The 15,453-nt window shown below is 42.8% G+C and carries 14 protein-coding genes; 8 read left to right on the plus strand and 6 right to left on the minus strand.

Annotated features, from left to right (window positions below):
• Positions 1-121 precede the first annotated feature (121 nt).
• The 6 genes from IUZ65_RS06515 to pspF all read right to left on the minus strand — a co-directional run bounded on the left by IUZ65_RS06515 (position 122) and on the right by pspF (position 6,601).
• Positions 122-919 carry a peptide ABC transporter ATP-binding protein gene (locus IUZ65_RS06515; RefSeq protein WP_195702974.1) on the minus strand — a complete coding sequence of 266 codons (798 nt, stop codon included), beginning with the start codon at positions 917-919 and terminating at the stop codon, positions 122-124.
• The gene (locus tag IUZ65_RS06520) at positions 919-1,911 is read right to left on the minus strand and encodes a peptide ABC transporter ATP-binding protein (RefSeq protein ID WP_195702975.1); all 993 of its coding nucleotides are present in this window, start codon (positions 1,909-1,911) and stop codon (positions 919-921) included. Before IUZ65_RS06520 ends, IUZ65_RS06515 begins: the two co-directional genes overlap by 1 nt.
• A complete protein-coding gene (locus IUZ65_RS06525) occupies positions 1,911-2,798 on the minus strand; it encodes an ABC transporter permease subunit (protein WP_195702976.1) in 888 nt (295 codons plus the stop codon). The genes IUZ65_RS06520 and IUZ65_RS06525 overlap by 1 nt, the downstream gene beginning before the upstream one ends.
• Positions 2,785-3,747 carry an ABC transporter permease gene (locus IUZ65_RS06530; RefSeq protein WP_195702977.1) on the minus strand — a complete coding sequence of 321 codons (963 nt, stop codon included), beginning with the start codon at positions 3,745-3,747 and terminating at the stop codon, positions 2,785-2,787. The genes IUZ65_RS06525 and IUZ65_RS06530 overlap by 14 nt, the downstream gene beginning before the upstream one ends.
• Positions 3,748-5,367 (minus strand): ABC transporter substrate-binding protein, encoded by a 1,620-nt coding sequence (locus tag IUZ65_RS06535; protein WP_195705021.1) that lies wholly within the window; start codon positions 5,365-5,367, stop codon positions 3,748-3,750.
• 184 nt (positions 5,368-5,551) lie between these two features.
• Positions 5,552-6,601 (minus strand): phage shock protein operon transcriptional activator, encoded by a 1,050-nt coding sequence (gene pspF / locus IUZ65_RS06540; RefSeq protein WP_195702978.1) that lies wholly within the window; start codon positions 6,599-6,601, stop codon positions 5,552-5,554.
• A gap of 211 nt (positions 6,602-6,812) precedes the next feature.
• Between pspF and pspA the strand changes: the two genes are divergently transcribed.
• The 8 genes from pspA (at position 6,813) to IUZ65_RS06580 (ending at position 15,408) form a co-directional block, all read left to right on the plus strand.
• Positions 6,813-7,478 carry a phage shock protein PspA gene (pspA, locus tag IUZ65_RS06545; protein ID WP_195702979.1) on the plus strand — a complete coding sequence of 222 codons (666 nt, stop codon included), beginning with the start codon at positions 6,813-6,815 and terminating at the stop codon, positions 7,476-7,478.
• Between the two features lie 18 nt (positions 7,479-7,496).
• Positions 7,497-7,733, plus strand: coding sequence for an envelope stress response membrane protein PspB (pspB, locus tag IUZ65_RS06550; protein WP_195702980.1), 237 nt, complete (start codon positions 7,497-7,499; stop codon positions 7,731-7,733).
• The gene (gene pspC / locus IUZ65_RS06555; protein ID WP_195702981.1) at positions 7,723-8,112 is read left to right on the plus strand and encodes an envelope stress response membrane protein PspC; all 390 of its coding nucleotides are present in this window, start codon (positions 7,723-7,725) and stop codon (positions 8,110-8,112) included. Before pspB ends, pspC begins: the two co-directional genes overlap by 11 nt.
• Positions 8,113-8,242: 130 nt before the next feature.
• Complete coding sequence (locus IUZ65_RS06560; protein WP_195702982.1) at positions 8,243-9,277, plus strand: efflux RND transporter periplasmic adaptor subunit; 1,035 nt, start codon at positions 8,243-8,245, stop codon at positions 9,275-9,277.
• A 1-nt stretch (position 9,278) separates the two neighbouring features.
• Positions 9,279-10,367, plus strand: coding sequence for an efflux RND transporter periplasmic adaptor subunit (locus IUZ65_RS06565; protein WP_195702983.1), 1,089 nt, complete (start codon positions 9,279-9,281; stop codon positions 10,365-10,367).
• Positions 10,367-13,498, plus strand: coding sequence for an efflux RND transporter permease subunit (locus tag IUZ65_RS06570; RefSeq protein ID WP_195702984.1), 3,132 nt, complete (start codon positions 10,367-10,369; stop codon positions 13,496-13,498). Before IUZ65_RS06565 ends, IUZ65_RS06570 begins: the two co-directional genes overlap by 1 nt.
• A 59-nt stretch (positions 13,499-13,557) precedes the next feature.
• The gene (locus tag IUZ65_RS06575; protein WP_195702985.1) at positions 13,558-14,112 is read left to right on the plus strand and encodes a DNA-3-methyladenine glycosylase I; all 555 of its coding nucleotides are present in this window, start codon (positions 13,558-13,560) and stop codon (positions 14,110-14,112) included.
• Between the two features lie 150 nt (positions 14,113-14,262).
• Entirely contained in the window at positions 14,263-15,408 is a 1,146-nt protein-coding gene (locus tag IUZ65_RS06580; protein WP_195702986.1) for an HD domain-containing phosphohydrolase, read from the plus strand.
• Positions 15,409-15,453: the final 45 nt, after the last annotated feature.

Consider the following 15,453-nt stretch of genomic DNA (forward strand, 5'->3'; position numbering starts at 1 on the left):
GCTATTCTATTTCTTAACTCTACAACCCAAATAAAAAAATTGTAGAGTTAACTTTGTGCTTGTTCTTCTTCGCATTTACTATGCTTTATAGAAGACGTTTCAATAGAACAATGATGCTGTGTTACGAACATCTCTTATAGTTCGGGGCTTTATAAAAGTGACTCTCAACTAACCGCTGAGTAACCGGATGTTCTGGATGAGTTAGAACCTGACTACTTTCACCATATTCCACCACATCACCTTCGTGCATCACCATTACTTTATCAGTTATGTGTTTGATGATGCCAATATGTTGTGATGCATAAACAAATGAAACCCCCATCTCATCTTGAAGCTCGAGAAAAAGGTTGATGATTTGAGAGCGCATTGCCATATCTAAACCATTTAGCGCTTCATCAGCGATAATAATGGAAGGCTGCAAGATTAAAGCGCGCGCAAGGCATACACGTTGTTTTTGTCCGGCTGCCAACATCTGAGGATAGAAATAGGCGTGTTCTGGGAGTAATCCAACACGAACCAAGGTATTTTTGACTCGGCTCATACGTGCTTCTGGTGGCATCTCCGTATTACGTCGTAGCGGTCCTTCTAAGATTCTGCCAATTTGAATCCTTGGATTGAGAGAGCTATTAGGATCTTGAAATATCATGCGGATAAGTTTACAGCGTGTAGAGTAGTCTCCATGTTCTAGCTTATCGCCATTCACTCTAATCTCACCACTCGTTGGTTCGCAAACCCCTGCCAGCATCTTTGCTAGAGTTGACTTGCCAGAACCATTTTGACCAATTAGTCCGAGGGTTTGCCCTGCCTCTAAGGTAAAGCTCAACGGCTTTACCGATTGCTGGATTTTCTTGGTAAATAACCCAGATCGCGTGACAAATTGCTTGGACAGACCGTTAACCTCAAGAAGGGATTCGTTCATTATTTGGTCTCCGTATTAAGCGGGAAATGGCATGAGTATTTATGACCCTTTATTTTTTTAGAATACGGAATCTCGACACATTGCCTCTGTGCGTACGGGCAACGTGGGCCGAGTCGGCAACCAATAGGAAGATGCTGGAGTGCCGGAATAGAACCCGGTAAAGATTGTAGCTTCTGCTTATGAGGTATCCAATTACTAAAGTCCGGCATCGCTTTCAGTAGTGCAATGGTATAGGGATGCTTTGGTGCTTTTAGGATCTGTTCGGTAGCGGCGGATTCGACAGATTGTCCACAGTACATTACGGTGATTCTGGTTGCCCACTGCGTTATTGTTGTCAAGTCGTGCCCAATGAGCAATATGGTCGTGTTGTGCACCTGATTCATGCGACTTAGTAAGCGCAATATTTGCGATTGAGTAATGGGATCCAAGTCATTGGTTGGCTCATCGGCAATCAACAGTCGAGGCTTCGCCGCAATAGCCATCGCTATCATTACTTTCTGGCATTCTCCATCGGTAAGCTCATATGGGTAGCTACTCATAACACGCTTATGATCCTTGATACCCACTTTATGAAGCAAAGCTGTTGCCTGTTTCTTGCGCCATTTTAAGCGCTGCCACCATCGACCCTGAAAGGTTTTAGAAGGGATAGATTCGGCGAGTTGGCTGCCCACTGCTTCTGATGGGTCAAGACAGGTAGAGGGTTCTTGAAAGATCATCGCGACATCTTTGGCAATGACCTTACGCCGTTCTTTTGGCGTCAATTGTAGCAAGTCGACATCACCAAATCGCATCCGATCAGCGCTTACACGCCAATTGTCCTTGCAGATACCGACGATAGCTTTCGCGACTAAACTTTTTCCGGAACCTGATTCACCGACTAAACCGCGTATATCACCTTCTTGGATTGTAAGACTCATTCTATCCACAGCCTTGACGAGCCCGTGCGGTGTTTCAATCTCTATAGTTAGGTGCCTGAAATCAAGTAATGGCATTATTCAACCCCTGCATTTAACGCTTGTCGAATACCTTCGCCAACTAAATTAATGACGATAACTGTAAACATAATGGCCAGTCCCGGAAGTGTTACCGTCCAAGGTGCTAGATAAATCAACTCGACTGAGTCTCCTAATATTGCTCCCCACTCCGTACTAGGGGCTTGCGCGCCTAATCCCAAAAACCCGAGGGCAGTGATATCCATAATGGCCAGTGTTAATGCCATCGTCACTTCTGCGGCAATGATGGCAAGGATGTTTGGAAAGACAGAATTGAGTAACAGATATAAGTCATTGGCCCCATCAAGGCGAGCCGCCATGATGTAATCTTTTTCAAGTTCAGCGTGAATCGCAGTGTAAATGGAACGGATAAATCTAGGGATCAGTGCCAAGCCAATCGCGAGCATAATATTGAACTCACCAAACCCTAGAAATGCCACAAATATAATGGCTAATAAAAGTGAAGGGATGGACATGACGGTATCAAGCAGGTGGTTGAGGGTGCTAGACAACAAACCACGAGTCATACCGGCCAAAATACCGATACTGCTGCCAATAAGGCCAGCAATGATTGTCACTAGAATTGAAGCACCAAATGTAAACTGAGAACCCGTCAAAATTCGGGAAAGTATATCTCGTCCTAAATCATCGGTACCTAAGAAGTATTCAATACTGCCTTCTGTCGCCCAAGAAGGAGGGACCAGTAAATGCCCTGTTTGGAGATTTGGGTCATGTGGAGCAATCCACTGTGCAGTGAGTGTGATTAACACTACTAGGATAAGGCACCACATTCCAAACATCGCTAAACTATTGCTTCGATAGCTTTTAGCAAAGCGTTCAAACTGAGTTGGAATATGCTCTTCTTGATAGATGCTATTGGTTAACATACCACTCTTTCCTTACCAATGGGTTCGATAGCGTACCAAGTAAATCAGACAATATATTGGCAGATAAAACAAAGGAAGCGACCACCATTACACCCGCTTGAATGGAAGCGTAGTCTTGATTAGCTAATGCGTTTAGCAACCATCGACCAATTCCCGGCCAGTTAAAAATCGACTCAGTGATAATGGCAAATGTAATCATACTAGAGAGTTGCACACCGAGTGTTGGAAAAATGGGGGGTAGTGCATTTCTAAAAACGTGTTCGGTGATAATTTCACGTTTCGACAAACCTTTAATTCTAGCTGCGCGAATGTAGTTTTGCGTCATCACTTCCGCAACAGAGGCGCGCATTATCTGCACTATTTGCGTGGTTGGTGCGAGTGCGAGGACCAAACAGGGTAACACCAGATGTTCCAATACGCTTTGTAGTGCTTCTGCCTTGTAATGATGATCAGATAAGAAAGCATCTATAATGGCAAATCCGGTGACATGCTTGATCTCATACAGCAGGTCATATCGACCTGAGACGGGAAGCAATCCCAAGTCTAATGAGAAGAACATAATCAACAACAGTGCTACCCAGAATAGAGGCGCAGAATAGCCAGACATGGAAATGAACGAGATTATCGTATCGATCATTTTGCCTTGTCGCATTCCGGCAATGGTCCCAAAAGGGATACCGATAAAGAGCGCGAGCATAAAGGAGATAAATACAAGTTCCAATGTAGCAGGAAATACCACCACGATATCGTCAATGATAGGATAACCTTGCTTATTTAAGCCGAAGTTGAGATTCCACAGCTCCTGAACATAGTGCGACCATCCTTGCAGATAACTCAAGTGAGCCCAAGGTGATTCTGCGTCTAAGCGAAGAATACTAAAACCAACAAAGGTCAGCATAATTAAGGTTATCGCAAAGAGATTAAAGCGGCGAATAGTATAACGAAACATCTACTTGACTCTCCTTACTTTATGGAAGCTCTGAGAACTGAATGGGCTGGAACCAAATCCAGTTAACGATTGGTGATAAGCTAAAAACTGAGCACCATGCGCAAGTGGAATGACGGGCACTGCTTCATTCATCATATATTGTGCTTCTTTGTATAAGTTTAGTCTGTATCTCTCTTGATTGGTTTCTTTTGCTAAATCCAATAAAAAATCAAAGTCTGGATTACACCACATCGACACATTTAGTCCCGACTCTTCTGCACGACACGACAGCAGTGGGCGCAAGAAGTTATCGGGGTCACCAGTACTGGCGTTCCATCCGGTGAGAATCAAATCAATATCGGTATGCTCTGCCAGTTCCGTACGGTTAAAGCGGTCACTGGTGAACAGGTTTAGCTCAATCCCAATGTCGGCATAATTCGCCTGAATCAACTCTGCTGTTTTTCTGGGACTCGGATTATATGGGCTTGCTTCTAACGGAACCCACATTGAAAGCTGAAGACCTTGTAAGTAACCGGCTTCTCTAAGCAATCCGACAGCGTAATTTTTGTCGTATCTTATCTGCGTCGCGTCTTTTTGATACGCCCAAGAGCTGGGTGGTAATAGTGAATAAGCTTGTTCACCCGTTCCAAAATAAACAGCATCTAAGATGCTCTTTCGGTTGATAGATAAACTCAACGCCTTTCTTACTCTCTGATCACTGAGCGCAGGATGGTCGGTATTAATGGCAATAAATGAGACATTCATGGATGGCTTGGCTTCTAGTATCAAATCATCATGTTGCTTGATAATGGGGATCTGACTAGAGAGTGGTGTATAAAGAACATCACATTCTCTGCGTAATAGCTTCGCAAGAGGGCCAGTTCCACGGGATGAAATATCAAACACTACTTGCTCAAGTTCTGGTTCACCCTGCCAGTATTTATTGTGCTTTTTAAGTCGAACGAGATCGCCGACTTGATACTCGGCCAAGTAAAATGGGCCCGTTCCGACTGGGAATTCATCTATACGGTTTTTTTCGTCTTTGATCTCTAATTGCTGCGCATATTCACGGGAAAGAATAACGGAGTGAGTGGTCGAAATGTTAGAAAGAAAGGTATTGTCCGCTTTTGTTAAAGTAAATTTTACCGTTAGAGGGTCTATGGCCTCAACGCTTTTAACGAGATTACTGAAGCCAATACTTTCGAACCATGGGTAGCTTGCATTACCAACAAAATGAAATGAATGGCTTGGATCGATTAATCGGTTAAAACTGAACACGACATCAGAGGCGTTTAGGGCTCTTGTAGGGGTGAACCAATCCGTATGCTGAAATTCGACACTGTCTTTGAGCTTGAACGTATATTCTGTGCCGTCATCGTTGATATGCCAAGAAGAGGCAATGCTGGCCGTCGGCTTCAGAGTGACAGGGTCTAACGTTAATAATGAATCGTAGATTTGTGGGCTTAGCGAATCAGCGGTAATACCACCTTCAACGAGTTGTGGATTGAAGGCGTTTGGTGCGCTATGTCCACAAGAGACAAAACCATGTTTGCGAATTTCTTCGTGATCAATATTGTCGCTACACCCAACCAGTAATCCTATACTGACGAATCCTGTGGTGAACTTTAAAAATGCTTTCATAGAAAGAGCTATCATTGATTGAGAACGGGCAAACAAAAGATGCCTAAAGATCTGCATAATTTAACACCTTTTCTTTAGGCAGACCAATTCTTTGGGTACGTAAATAGCAAACAGGAAAAAATTCGAGTCAGTTATTTCGATAGAATGAGATGAGATTAATTTTTATCATAAGTTTGAACGTATTCTATTCAGCTGGACTGTCATTTGACTGACCGACCATGTTGTACTTCCTCAGCATACCGCGCAACTGATGGTAGCTAAGATTAAGCAGTTCAGCTGCGGTACGTTGGTTGTGTTTAGCTTTGTCCATAACGTGGTTGAGCAGCTGTATATCTTGTTGTTCTTGCCATTCTTTATAATCAATGGGCACATTGTAATCAATAGGCTCAGGAAGCAGAGTTTGTTGGCTAGGCGTTGGTTCGTCCTGTTCAGTATCGTTGTTATTGGTCGTATTTTCACTTGCCCATTCACATTTGAAGGGATCAAGGACTAGGTCATCAATAGGTAATTCAGACTTACCATGTTGATAGACCGCGCGTTCAATGACATTCTTTAACTCACGAACATTCCCCGGCCAAGGGTACTCCGACATCATACGAAATACATTATCGGTAAAACCAACGAAGAGCGAAAGCGACAATTCACGGCACATTCTCATGGCGTAATGCTGAGCGAGCAATGGGATATCTTCTTGGCGTTCTCGTAGTGGAGGAAGATGAACAACATCGAAGGCGAGCCGATCCAGCAAGTCAGCTCTAAAGGTCTCGTTTTTTGCCATCTTAGGTAGATTTGCGTTGGTGGCACATACGAGTCTGACATTGGCATTGAGTGTTTTGCTGCCACCAACTCTCTCATACTGACCATATTCGATTACACGCAACAGTTTTTCTTGTACCGAAAGGGGTGAGGTTGCCAACTCATCTAAGAATAAGGTCCCTCCTTCTGCACGTTCAAAGCGGCCTTGATGCCGACCTTTTGAACCCGTAAATGCCCCGGCTTCATGACCGAAGAGTTCGGTATCTATGAGTCCTTCACTTAAGCTTGAGCAATTGAGCATCACTAATGGTTGGTCCCACCGTTTTGAAAGGTAGTGGAGTCGTTGAGCGATCAACTCTTTACCTGTTCCTCTTTCACCAATGATTAGAACTGGTCTCTCGATGGGGGCAAGGCGCGACACTTTGTCTAAAACGGACAAAAAAAGTGGTGATTCTCCAATCAAGGTTTGCTGTTCCATACATCTCTCACTGTCGAGTGGTTTTTTTTACCAATAGTTGGTTTAATTCATCATAGCACAATGACCTTAAAAACCCACTAGCATCTAAATCTTTGTAATTACTAATAAAAAATATTGGCATGGATATTGAATTATAATTCGTAAACCTCGAGCTATTTGTGAATGACAAGCAGGTTAAGGTTAACTACTGTTACTATTAAGGAGACATATCATGGGTATTTTTTCGCGTTTCGCTGATATCATCAATTCTAATGTGAGTTCACTTCTGGACAAAGCTGAAGATCCTGAAAAGATGATTCGACTCATTTTACAAGAGATGGAAGATACGTTAGTTGAAGTTCGCACTAATTCCGCAAAAGCTATTGCGGACAAAAAAGAACTTTTTCGTCGTGTAGACTCCATGGAATCGCACATTGAAGAGTGGCAAAACAAAGCGACATTGGCGTTAACAAAAAGCCGAGAAGATCTTGCTAGAGCAGCATTGATAGAAAAACAGAAGCTCATTGAAATTGTGAAAAGTTTGCATCATGAGCAAACCTTAGTTGAAGATACCATTGATAAGTTAACGGGCGAAATCAGTAAGCTTGAGACAAAAATCAATGAAACTCGTGCTAAGCAACAGGCGCTTGTGATTCGTCGTGAAGCCGCGGGAAGTCGTAGAGATGTACAAAAACATCTTCATACTAGTCGCACAAATGAAGCTTTTTCAAAGTTTGAGCAGTACGAGCGTAAGATTGATCAGCTTGAAGCTGAAGCTGATACCTATGAAATGTCGGGTAAAGCGAAGTCTCTTGATCAGGAGTTTGCTGAACTACAAGCCAATGATGAGATAGAAAAAGAGCTGCAAAAACTAAAAGCACAGATGAATAAAGACTAATAATTAGGAGTAATGTATATGACAGCGGCCATTGTTACCGGACCTATTATAGTATTTTTGATTTTTGTCGCGCCGCTTTGGTTGTTTTTACACTATCGCGGTAAGAGAAAGTCAGAACATGGCTTAACAACGGAAGATTACGAGCGTTTAGAGTCTCTAACGTCTAAAGCAGAATCATTGCAAAAAAGGGTCGATACGTTAGAGCGGATCTTGGATTCTGAGTCACCAAGCTGGAGGCAGAATAATGAGAGATAGGCAACTTTATCGTGATCCCGTCAACGCTAAGTTATCAGGTGTTTGTGCGGGTATTGCAAACTACTTCGGTGTAGAGACCTGGTTGGTTAGAATCTTGGTGGTGTCTGCTGCGTTATTGGGTGGCAGTTTTTTGGTTGTTGTCGCCTATGTCGCATTTACTTTGATGTTGGAAAAACAGCCTTACGAGTATCAAGAGAACATCAAAACTAAACAGGACCACAAAATCAAAGATAAGGCTTGGCAGGCTGGGCAAACGCCTGAAAACCTGCTCAATAATATTGAAAATGAGCTAGGACGAGTGGATAACGGGGTGAGAGCAATGGAAGCTTATGTTACGTCCGAATCATTTAAAGTTAATCGAGAATTCAGCAAATTGTAATAACAAAGGTGATCTTGGCTAGAATCACACTTAATTATCAGTGAGTTATGATTAAATTGACTGGCAAATTCCCTTTCCATCATCTATGTTAATAGTTAGCGCTGTAAAGCTATTACATGGATGATGTTTTATGTTTAAACCCCAAGTGTTTTCACTGTTGTTTTTTGCGGTTCTGCTTATTGGATGTAAAGAGCAGCCCCCCGTTCCTGAACCAGAATCTCGACCCGCTAAATTATTTGCCGTGTCCGTTGGTAATAATGATCTGAGTCGTACATTTCCTGCAATAGCCCAAGCCGGCGATAAAGCTGTCCTTGCTTTCCGTGTCCCGGGTCAGCTTGAACTGCTTAAAGTCAATTCTGGTGATCTTGTGAAACGTGGCGATATACTCGCAGCGCTTAATCCTGATGAGTATAAATTGCTCGAAAAACAGGCCCGAGCTAATTTTGAACTGGCTAATGTTCAATATAAACGGATGAAAAAACTGCGCAAGGATCAAGTTGTATCAGAACAAGACTATGATCGAGCTCTTGCCAACTACAAATCTGCAAACGCTTCCCTCGAACAAGCCTCCTCAAACCTAAGCTACACGGGGTTAGTCGCTCCGTATGACGGCACCGTTTCTATTGTTAACATAGAAAATTACGAATACATCAACGCCGGTCAAGCGGTGATGAATGTACAAACAACGGCTGTCTTAAAAATCGAATTTCAACTTCCGGGCTATCTGTTAAACCGATTTCGCGGGGGAATGAATAAAAAAGCGACCATGACCTTTGACTCTTTTCCACAAGAGTCATTTTCTGTTCAGTTGCTCGAGATAGACACCGAAGCCGATTCAAAAACGAACAGCTATAAAACAACCATGGTAATGGATAAACCTGATGATGTTGGGGCGCTTCCGGGAATGTCAGGGCAATTAAGGGTTTCTATTCCTAAAGTTGATACAACAGAGGTCCCTAAAAGTGCGTTGTTCACTGAAAATGACAAACAGTATGTATGGAGAGTCACTGAAGAAGGATTAACAGAGAAAGTGGAATTAACATTAAGTGAAGCTGGCAAGGTTCAGTCGGGATTGTCTGATGGCGATTTGGTGGTTATTTCTGGAGTGGCAGGTATTGAAGAGGGAATAAAAGTCAGAGAGTGGGTTAAGGAGAGAGGGCTGTAATATGAAAAAAATAATTTATATCATAGTATTAAGTTCTCTTGTTGCGATGGTAGGTTGTGGTAAAAAACCTGTCGACGTTGAAAAAGAGACCCCACGAGTTCGTATTTTAGATCTCTCAAAGCAATCTGATGAGGTTTACGATGGTCGCATGTTTTTCCCGGCTATCGCGGCGGCCGCTGACCGTTCTCATCTCAGCTTTCGGCTTTCTGGAGAGATAATCAAACTTGATGTCAATGAAGGAGACTTAGTGAGTAAAGGACAGGTGCTCGCTGAGATTGACCCCAATGACTTTAAGCTAGAAGTAGAAAATAAAAGAGCGTCATTCAATGTGGCGGATAGTCAATATAGACGCTCGGCGCCATTAGTGAAAAAAGGGTTGCTCGCACAATCACAATTCGATGAACTGGCTGCTCAACGCATGATAGCAAAAGCTGAATATGATTTGGCGACACTTAGACTCTCTTTTACCCAACTGAAAGCACCTTTCGATGGAATTATATCACGCGTTAATGTTGAGAAATTTGAAAATGTTCAAGCGGGCCAGCAGATAGTTAATATCCATAATCCAGCCTTTGTCGATATTGTTATTCAGGTAGCAGATAAGCTGTTCGCTAATTCACCTCAAATGGAGGAGTTTAGATCAGTTGAAGCGGATGTTAAAGTCGCTAATGGACTCATTTATTCAGCGAAGCTAAAGGAATATACCACTGAACAAGACCAAGACACGGCAACCTATAACGTTACCCTAACCATGCCTATGCCGAAGGAAATATTGATTTTAGATGGTATGGCTGTAGAGGTTGCACCGAAGAAAGGCCATGTAGGCGATATACAAACCGTTGCCTTGTCGATACCGATAGAAGCGATATTTAATCCAGATGGGGACACGCTAGATAGGGCGAACAAGTTTGTTTGGGTATTACAACCAGATAATACAGTTAAGCGCACCAAAGTCATGACAGGACGAGTGAGCTATAAGGAAATTCAAGTGTTGGATGGATTAACAGCTGAAGACAAGATAGTTATTGCCGGCATAACACGCTTGCGAGATGGATTAAAAGTAGAGCCAAGCATGCAGGAGGTAAACTAATGAGCGATCAAAAAAATGCGCCCATATTAAATGCTGAAACGCCTGCGGAAGAGAAGGGCATCGCGGCCTACTTTATCAAGAATAAAGTAATAAGTTGGATGCTTTCGCTGATATTTTTGATTGGCGGTACATCGGCCTTTTTTGACTTAGGTCGACTTGAAGACCCTGCATTTACGATCAAAGACGCCATGGTAGTGACAAGCTATCCCGGTGCAACACCGGTCCAGGTCGAAGAAGAAGTGACTTACCCAATAGAGAAGGCGATACAACAGCTTATCTATGTTGATGAGGTTAACTCAATCTCCAGTCGAGGCCTGTCTCAGATAACCGTGACCATGAAAAATAACTATGGTCCTGATGACCTTCCACAAATATGGGATGAATTAAGACGAAAGGTTAACGATCTCGCGCCAACTCTTCCGCCGGGGGTACATAGCCCTCAAGTCATCGATGATTTTGGTGATGTGTACGGTATATTACTGGCTATATCAGGTGAAGGGTACAGCTATAAAGAGCTTCTGGATTATGTTGATTACCTGCGACGAGACCTAGAGTTAATCGATGGCATTGGCAAAATCAGCGTATCTGGCGAGCAGCAAGAGCAAGTCTTCATTGAGATATCGATGAAGCGCTTAAGTAGCTTGGGTATTGCGCCATCCACGATATTTAATCTGCTTGATACTCAGAATACAGTGAACGATGCGGGTGCAGTACGTATTGGTGAAGAGTACATTCGAATTCAACCGACCGGTGAGTTTAAAGACGTTTCTCAACTGGGCGACCTAATCTTAACCGAAGGGGGAGCGCAAGGGCTTATCTTCCTAAAAGATGTGGCGACGATCAAGCGAGGTTATGTCGAGGTCCCCTCTAATATCATTAACTTTAATGGCAGACTATCTCTCAATATGGGCGTGTCGTTTAACTCTGGGGTCAATGTTGTTGAAGTAGGTAAGCGATTCGACAGACGACTGGCAGAGCTTAAGTTTCAGCAGCCTATTGGTATCGATATTTCTGAGGTATATAGCCAACCAAAAGAAGTCGATAAATCCGTCAGTGGGTTTGTTATTAGCTTAGCGCAAGCGGTTGGTATCGTTATCATCGTATTGCTTTTCTTTATGGGCCTGAGATCTGGCCTTCTCATTGGTTTAATACTGTTAGTGACAGTATTAGGTACCTTCATCTTTATGCAGTATATGGGCATCGAACTGCAACGTATTTCACTTGGTGCTTTGGTCATTGCACTCGGGATGTTGGTAGATAATGCCATCGTGGTGGTCGAAGGGATACTGATAGGAACCAAGCAAGGGCGAACGAGGTTGCAGGCGGCTACTGATATTGTAACGCAAACAATTTGGCCACTATTTGGTGCAACTGTTATTGCCGTTACAGCATTTGCGCCAATCGGTTTGTCTGACGATGCAACCGGTGAGTATTGCGGCACACTATTCACAGTACTGCTCATTTCGCTCATGTTGAGCTGGTTTACTGCCATCTCTTTAACCCCTTTCTTCGCTGATCTATTTTTCAAGGAAACCTCAGCTGATAGCAAAGATGATGAAGGTTCGGACCCATATAACGGAATGATTTTCGTGATATATCGAAACTTCTTAGAGTTTTGTATGAAACGGGCATGGACGACCGTCATTGTGTTGATAGTGATGCTAGTTATAAGCATTTATGGATTTACCAAAGTAAAACAATCCTTCTTTCCATCGTCCACTACTCCATTGTTTATGGTTGATGTATGGATGCCAGAAGGAACCGATATTCGTGCGACCAATACTAAGTTACAGGTATTGCAAGGTTGGTTATCAGAGCAAGATGGTGTCGAGCACGTTACGACAACGGCTGGTAAAGGGTTGCAACGCTTTATGCTGACTTATTCACCAGAAAAGAGTTACTCCGCCTATGGTGAGATAGCCACGCGCGTTACATCCGCAGAGGTGATGGATCCGTTAATGGCTAAGTTCCGCTCTCATATTCAACTTAACTTTCCAGAGATAAACTATAAGCTGAAGAAAATTGAGTTAGGACCAGGAGGGGGTGCGAAGATAGAAGCTCGTCTGGTGGGTTCTGATCCGACAATATTGAGGGCTTTGGCTACGCAGGTTATGGATCTTATGTACGTCGATAATGGGACGACGAACATAAGACATGATTGGCGGGAAAGAACTAAGGTACTGGAACCAATATTTAATGAAAGTCAGGCTAGACGTTACGGCATCACAAAATCAGATGTGGATGAATTCCTAAGCATGTCATTTTCTGGGAAAAGCGTTGGGGTCTATCGTGATGGCACAACGTTAATGCCAATTGTTGCTCGGTTACCTGAAGATGAAAGAGAGAATATAAATAACATCGAAAGTATGAAGATATGGAGTCCAGGTTTAAGCGAATATATACCACTACAACAGGTCACTCTTGGATATGAAACTCGCTGGGAAGATCCGCTTATCATTCGTAAAAATCGTAAACGTATGCTGACTATTTTTGCCGACCCAGATTTACTTGGTGACGAGACGGCGGCGACGTTACAAAAGCGGTTAATGACGCAAATTGACGCAATAGAGATGCCTCCGGGATATTCGTTGGAATGGGGGGGAGAGTATGAGTCTTCGGCTGATGCTCAAGAGTCCTTATTTACCACGATGCCACTGGGCTATCTCTTTATGTTCTTGGTTACGGTGTTCTTATTTAACTCGGTTAAAGAACCTCTGATTGTTTGGTTTACGGTGCCTTTGGCCATTATTGGTGTCTCTACAGGCTTATTGTTGCTTGATACTCCGTTTGGTTTCATGGCGCTACTCGGGTTTCTGAGTTTGTCTGGCATGCTGCTGAAGAATGGTATTGTGTTGCTCGATCAGATCAATATTGAGATGACGTCTGGAAAAGAACCTTATCTAGCCGTAGTAGATGCGGCACTGAGTCGTGTTCGACCCGTCTGTATGGCAGCAATCACGACTATTTTAGGTATGGTGCCACTTCTACCGGATAGTTTCTTTAAACCAATGGCAGTGACGATTATGTTTGGCTTAGGTTTCGCGACTATACTGACCTTAATCGTTGTGCCTGTGCTCTATCGTATTTTGCATAAGATACAGATAGTTGCCATAGACGATTCAAAAGGGTAACTCAACTTCAAACCGGCGCTTTGTTTTTAGGTTGGAGCAAAGCGCAATCAAGGATAACGATGAACAGATGTAAGTGGGCTGATGAAACTAAACTGGATTACCTTGAATACCATGATAATGAGTGGGGAGTACCTATTTATGAAGATAACGTATTCTTTGAGTTTCTAGTCCTGGAATCAGCACAAGCAGGGTTAAGTTGGTACACCATTCTAAAAAGACGAGATGGTTATAGAGATGCGTTTGCTGGTTTTGACCCACTGAAAGTGTCTCAGTTTGACGGTTCGATGGTTGAAGCGTTATTGCAGAACAGTCGGATAATCCGGCATAGAGCAAAGATAGAAGCAGCAATAAATAACGCGCAGCGATTTCTTGAGATTCAAAAGGAATTTGGCAGCTTCAGTGACTATGTTTGGGCGTTTGTAGGCAAGCAACCAATCTCTAATCGAACGGAGGGTGACTCTCCTCCAGCGACGACATCTGAATCGGATCGGTTGTTCAAAGACCTTAAGAAACGAGGGTTTAAGTTTTTAGGCAGCACAACGGTTTATGCGTTTATGCAAGCGACGGGGCTAGTTGATGACCATGATATAGATTGTTTTAAGAGAGAAAACTAATACGCGTGGCTCCGGTACCGATTACTTTTTACTATCAAAAGTGGTCATTTTTGTCTTTCTAGAACTAAAATCTAAGGAGGATATGATTAATTTGTAAATACGTAAGTATTTTCATATGGATTAACGAAATGCTTTGTTAGGTGCTGAGTTATGAACTCGTTAAAAGAAACTAAACAGTCTGTTCATTCACGCTCTGGGCATAGTGATTCTTTGCGTCAGGAACTAAAAGACATTCATCAACGTATTTTGGTTGAAATACCTGATGTAGTTCGAATAGCGATAGTATCTTATGATCCTAAGAGTACACAATTATATACCTATGTTGAAAGTAACACGGGGTTGAATAACTTTACTAACTACTCCTTCCCATTAAGCTCTTGTCCTAAATTAAAAGTCTGTGCGGAGCAAAGGTGCACACGTATTGTCGATGATTTGCCGGGGACGATTGAAGGTGGTAACAAGCATTCTGAATGGTTACTACAGCAAGGCTATAACTCTTCTTATACCGTTCCTATTTATAATGGACAAAATTTTATCGGTTTCATATTTTTTGACTCTTATCGAAAAGCCGTCTTTACTGACGAAATTCAACAAAATCTGTCCCCGTTTTGTGATCTTATTAACTTTGCGGTTAACACCGAGTATTCATTGCTTAATGCGATTCTTACATCAGCAGAGATAACGAAAGCGCTTTCTGCCGGCTATAAAAATGAATCGAAAGAACATATGGAGAGGATGAGCCGCTATGCGCATCTTATTGCCAAAGGGGTGGCCGATATCTATCATCTCGATGATGAATTGATAGAGAGTGTGCATATATTTTCTCGCCTACATGATATTGGCAAGTCAGCGTTATCCATTGAGATATTGCTGAAACCTTCGCCTTTGGCCGTCGATGAGCGTGAGAAAATGAGGGATTACATTTCTAGTGGGGTTAAGGAAGTAGATAAAATTATCGAAAATCTAGGTTTTCCTTCACACCGTTGTATCGAGGTGCTTAAGAGCATTGTCTCTTGTCATCAGGAGTTTTTAGATGGGACAGGTTACCCAAATGGACTGTCTGATGGAGAGATAGCCGCCCCAGCTCGTATAGTTACTGTGGCGAATGTTTTTGATGCGTTGACCAGTCATCGCCCGTATAAACAGGCTTGCTCAGTCTCAGCCGCACTATTAGAGCTCGAAAAAATGGTATATAGTGGCAAATTAGATGGACATTGTGTAAATGCATTAAGAGAACATCAAGATTACCTAGCTGATATTATCAGGCGATATCCGGAATCTGATCCCAGCTTATAGCAGTGCCAATATCGCTGTATTGTCGGTTCTCCACCAATCAGAATG

Origin of the sequence: Vibrio sp. VB16, from assembly GCF_015594925.2 — a bacterium.
Taxonomy (GTDB): Bacteria; Pseudomonadota; Gammaproteobacteria; order Enterobacterales; family Vibrionaceae; genus Vibrio.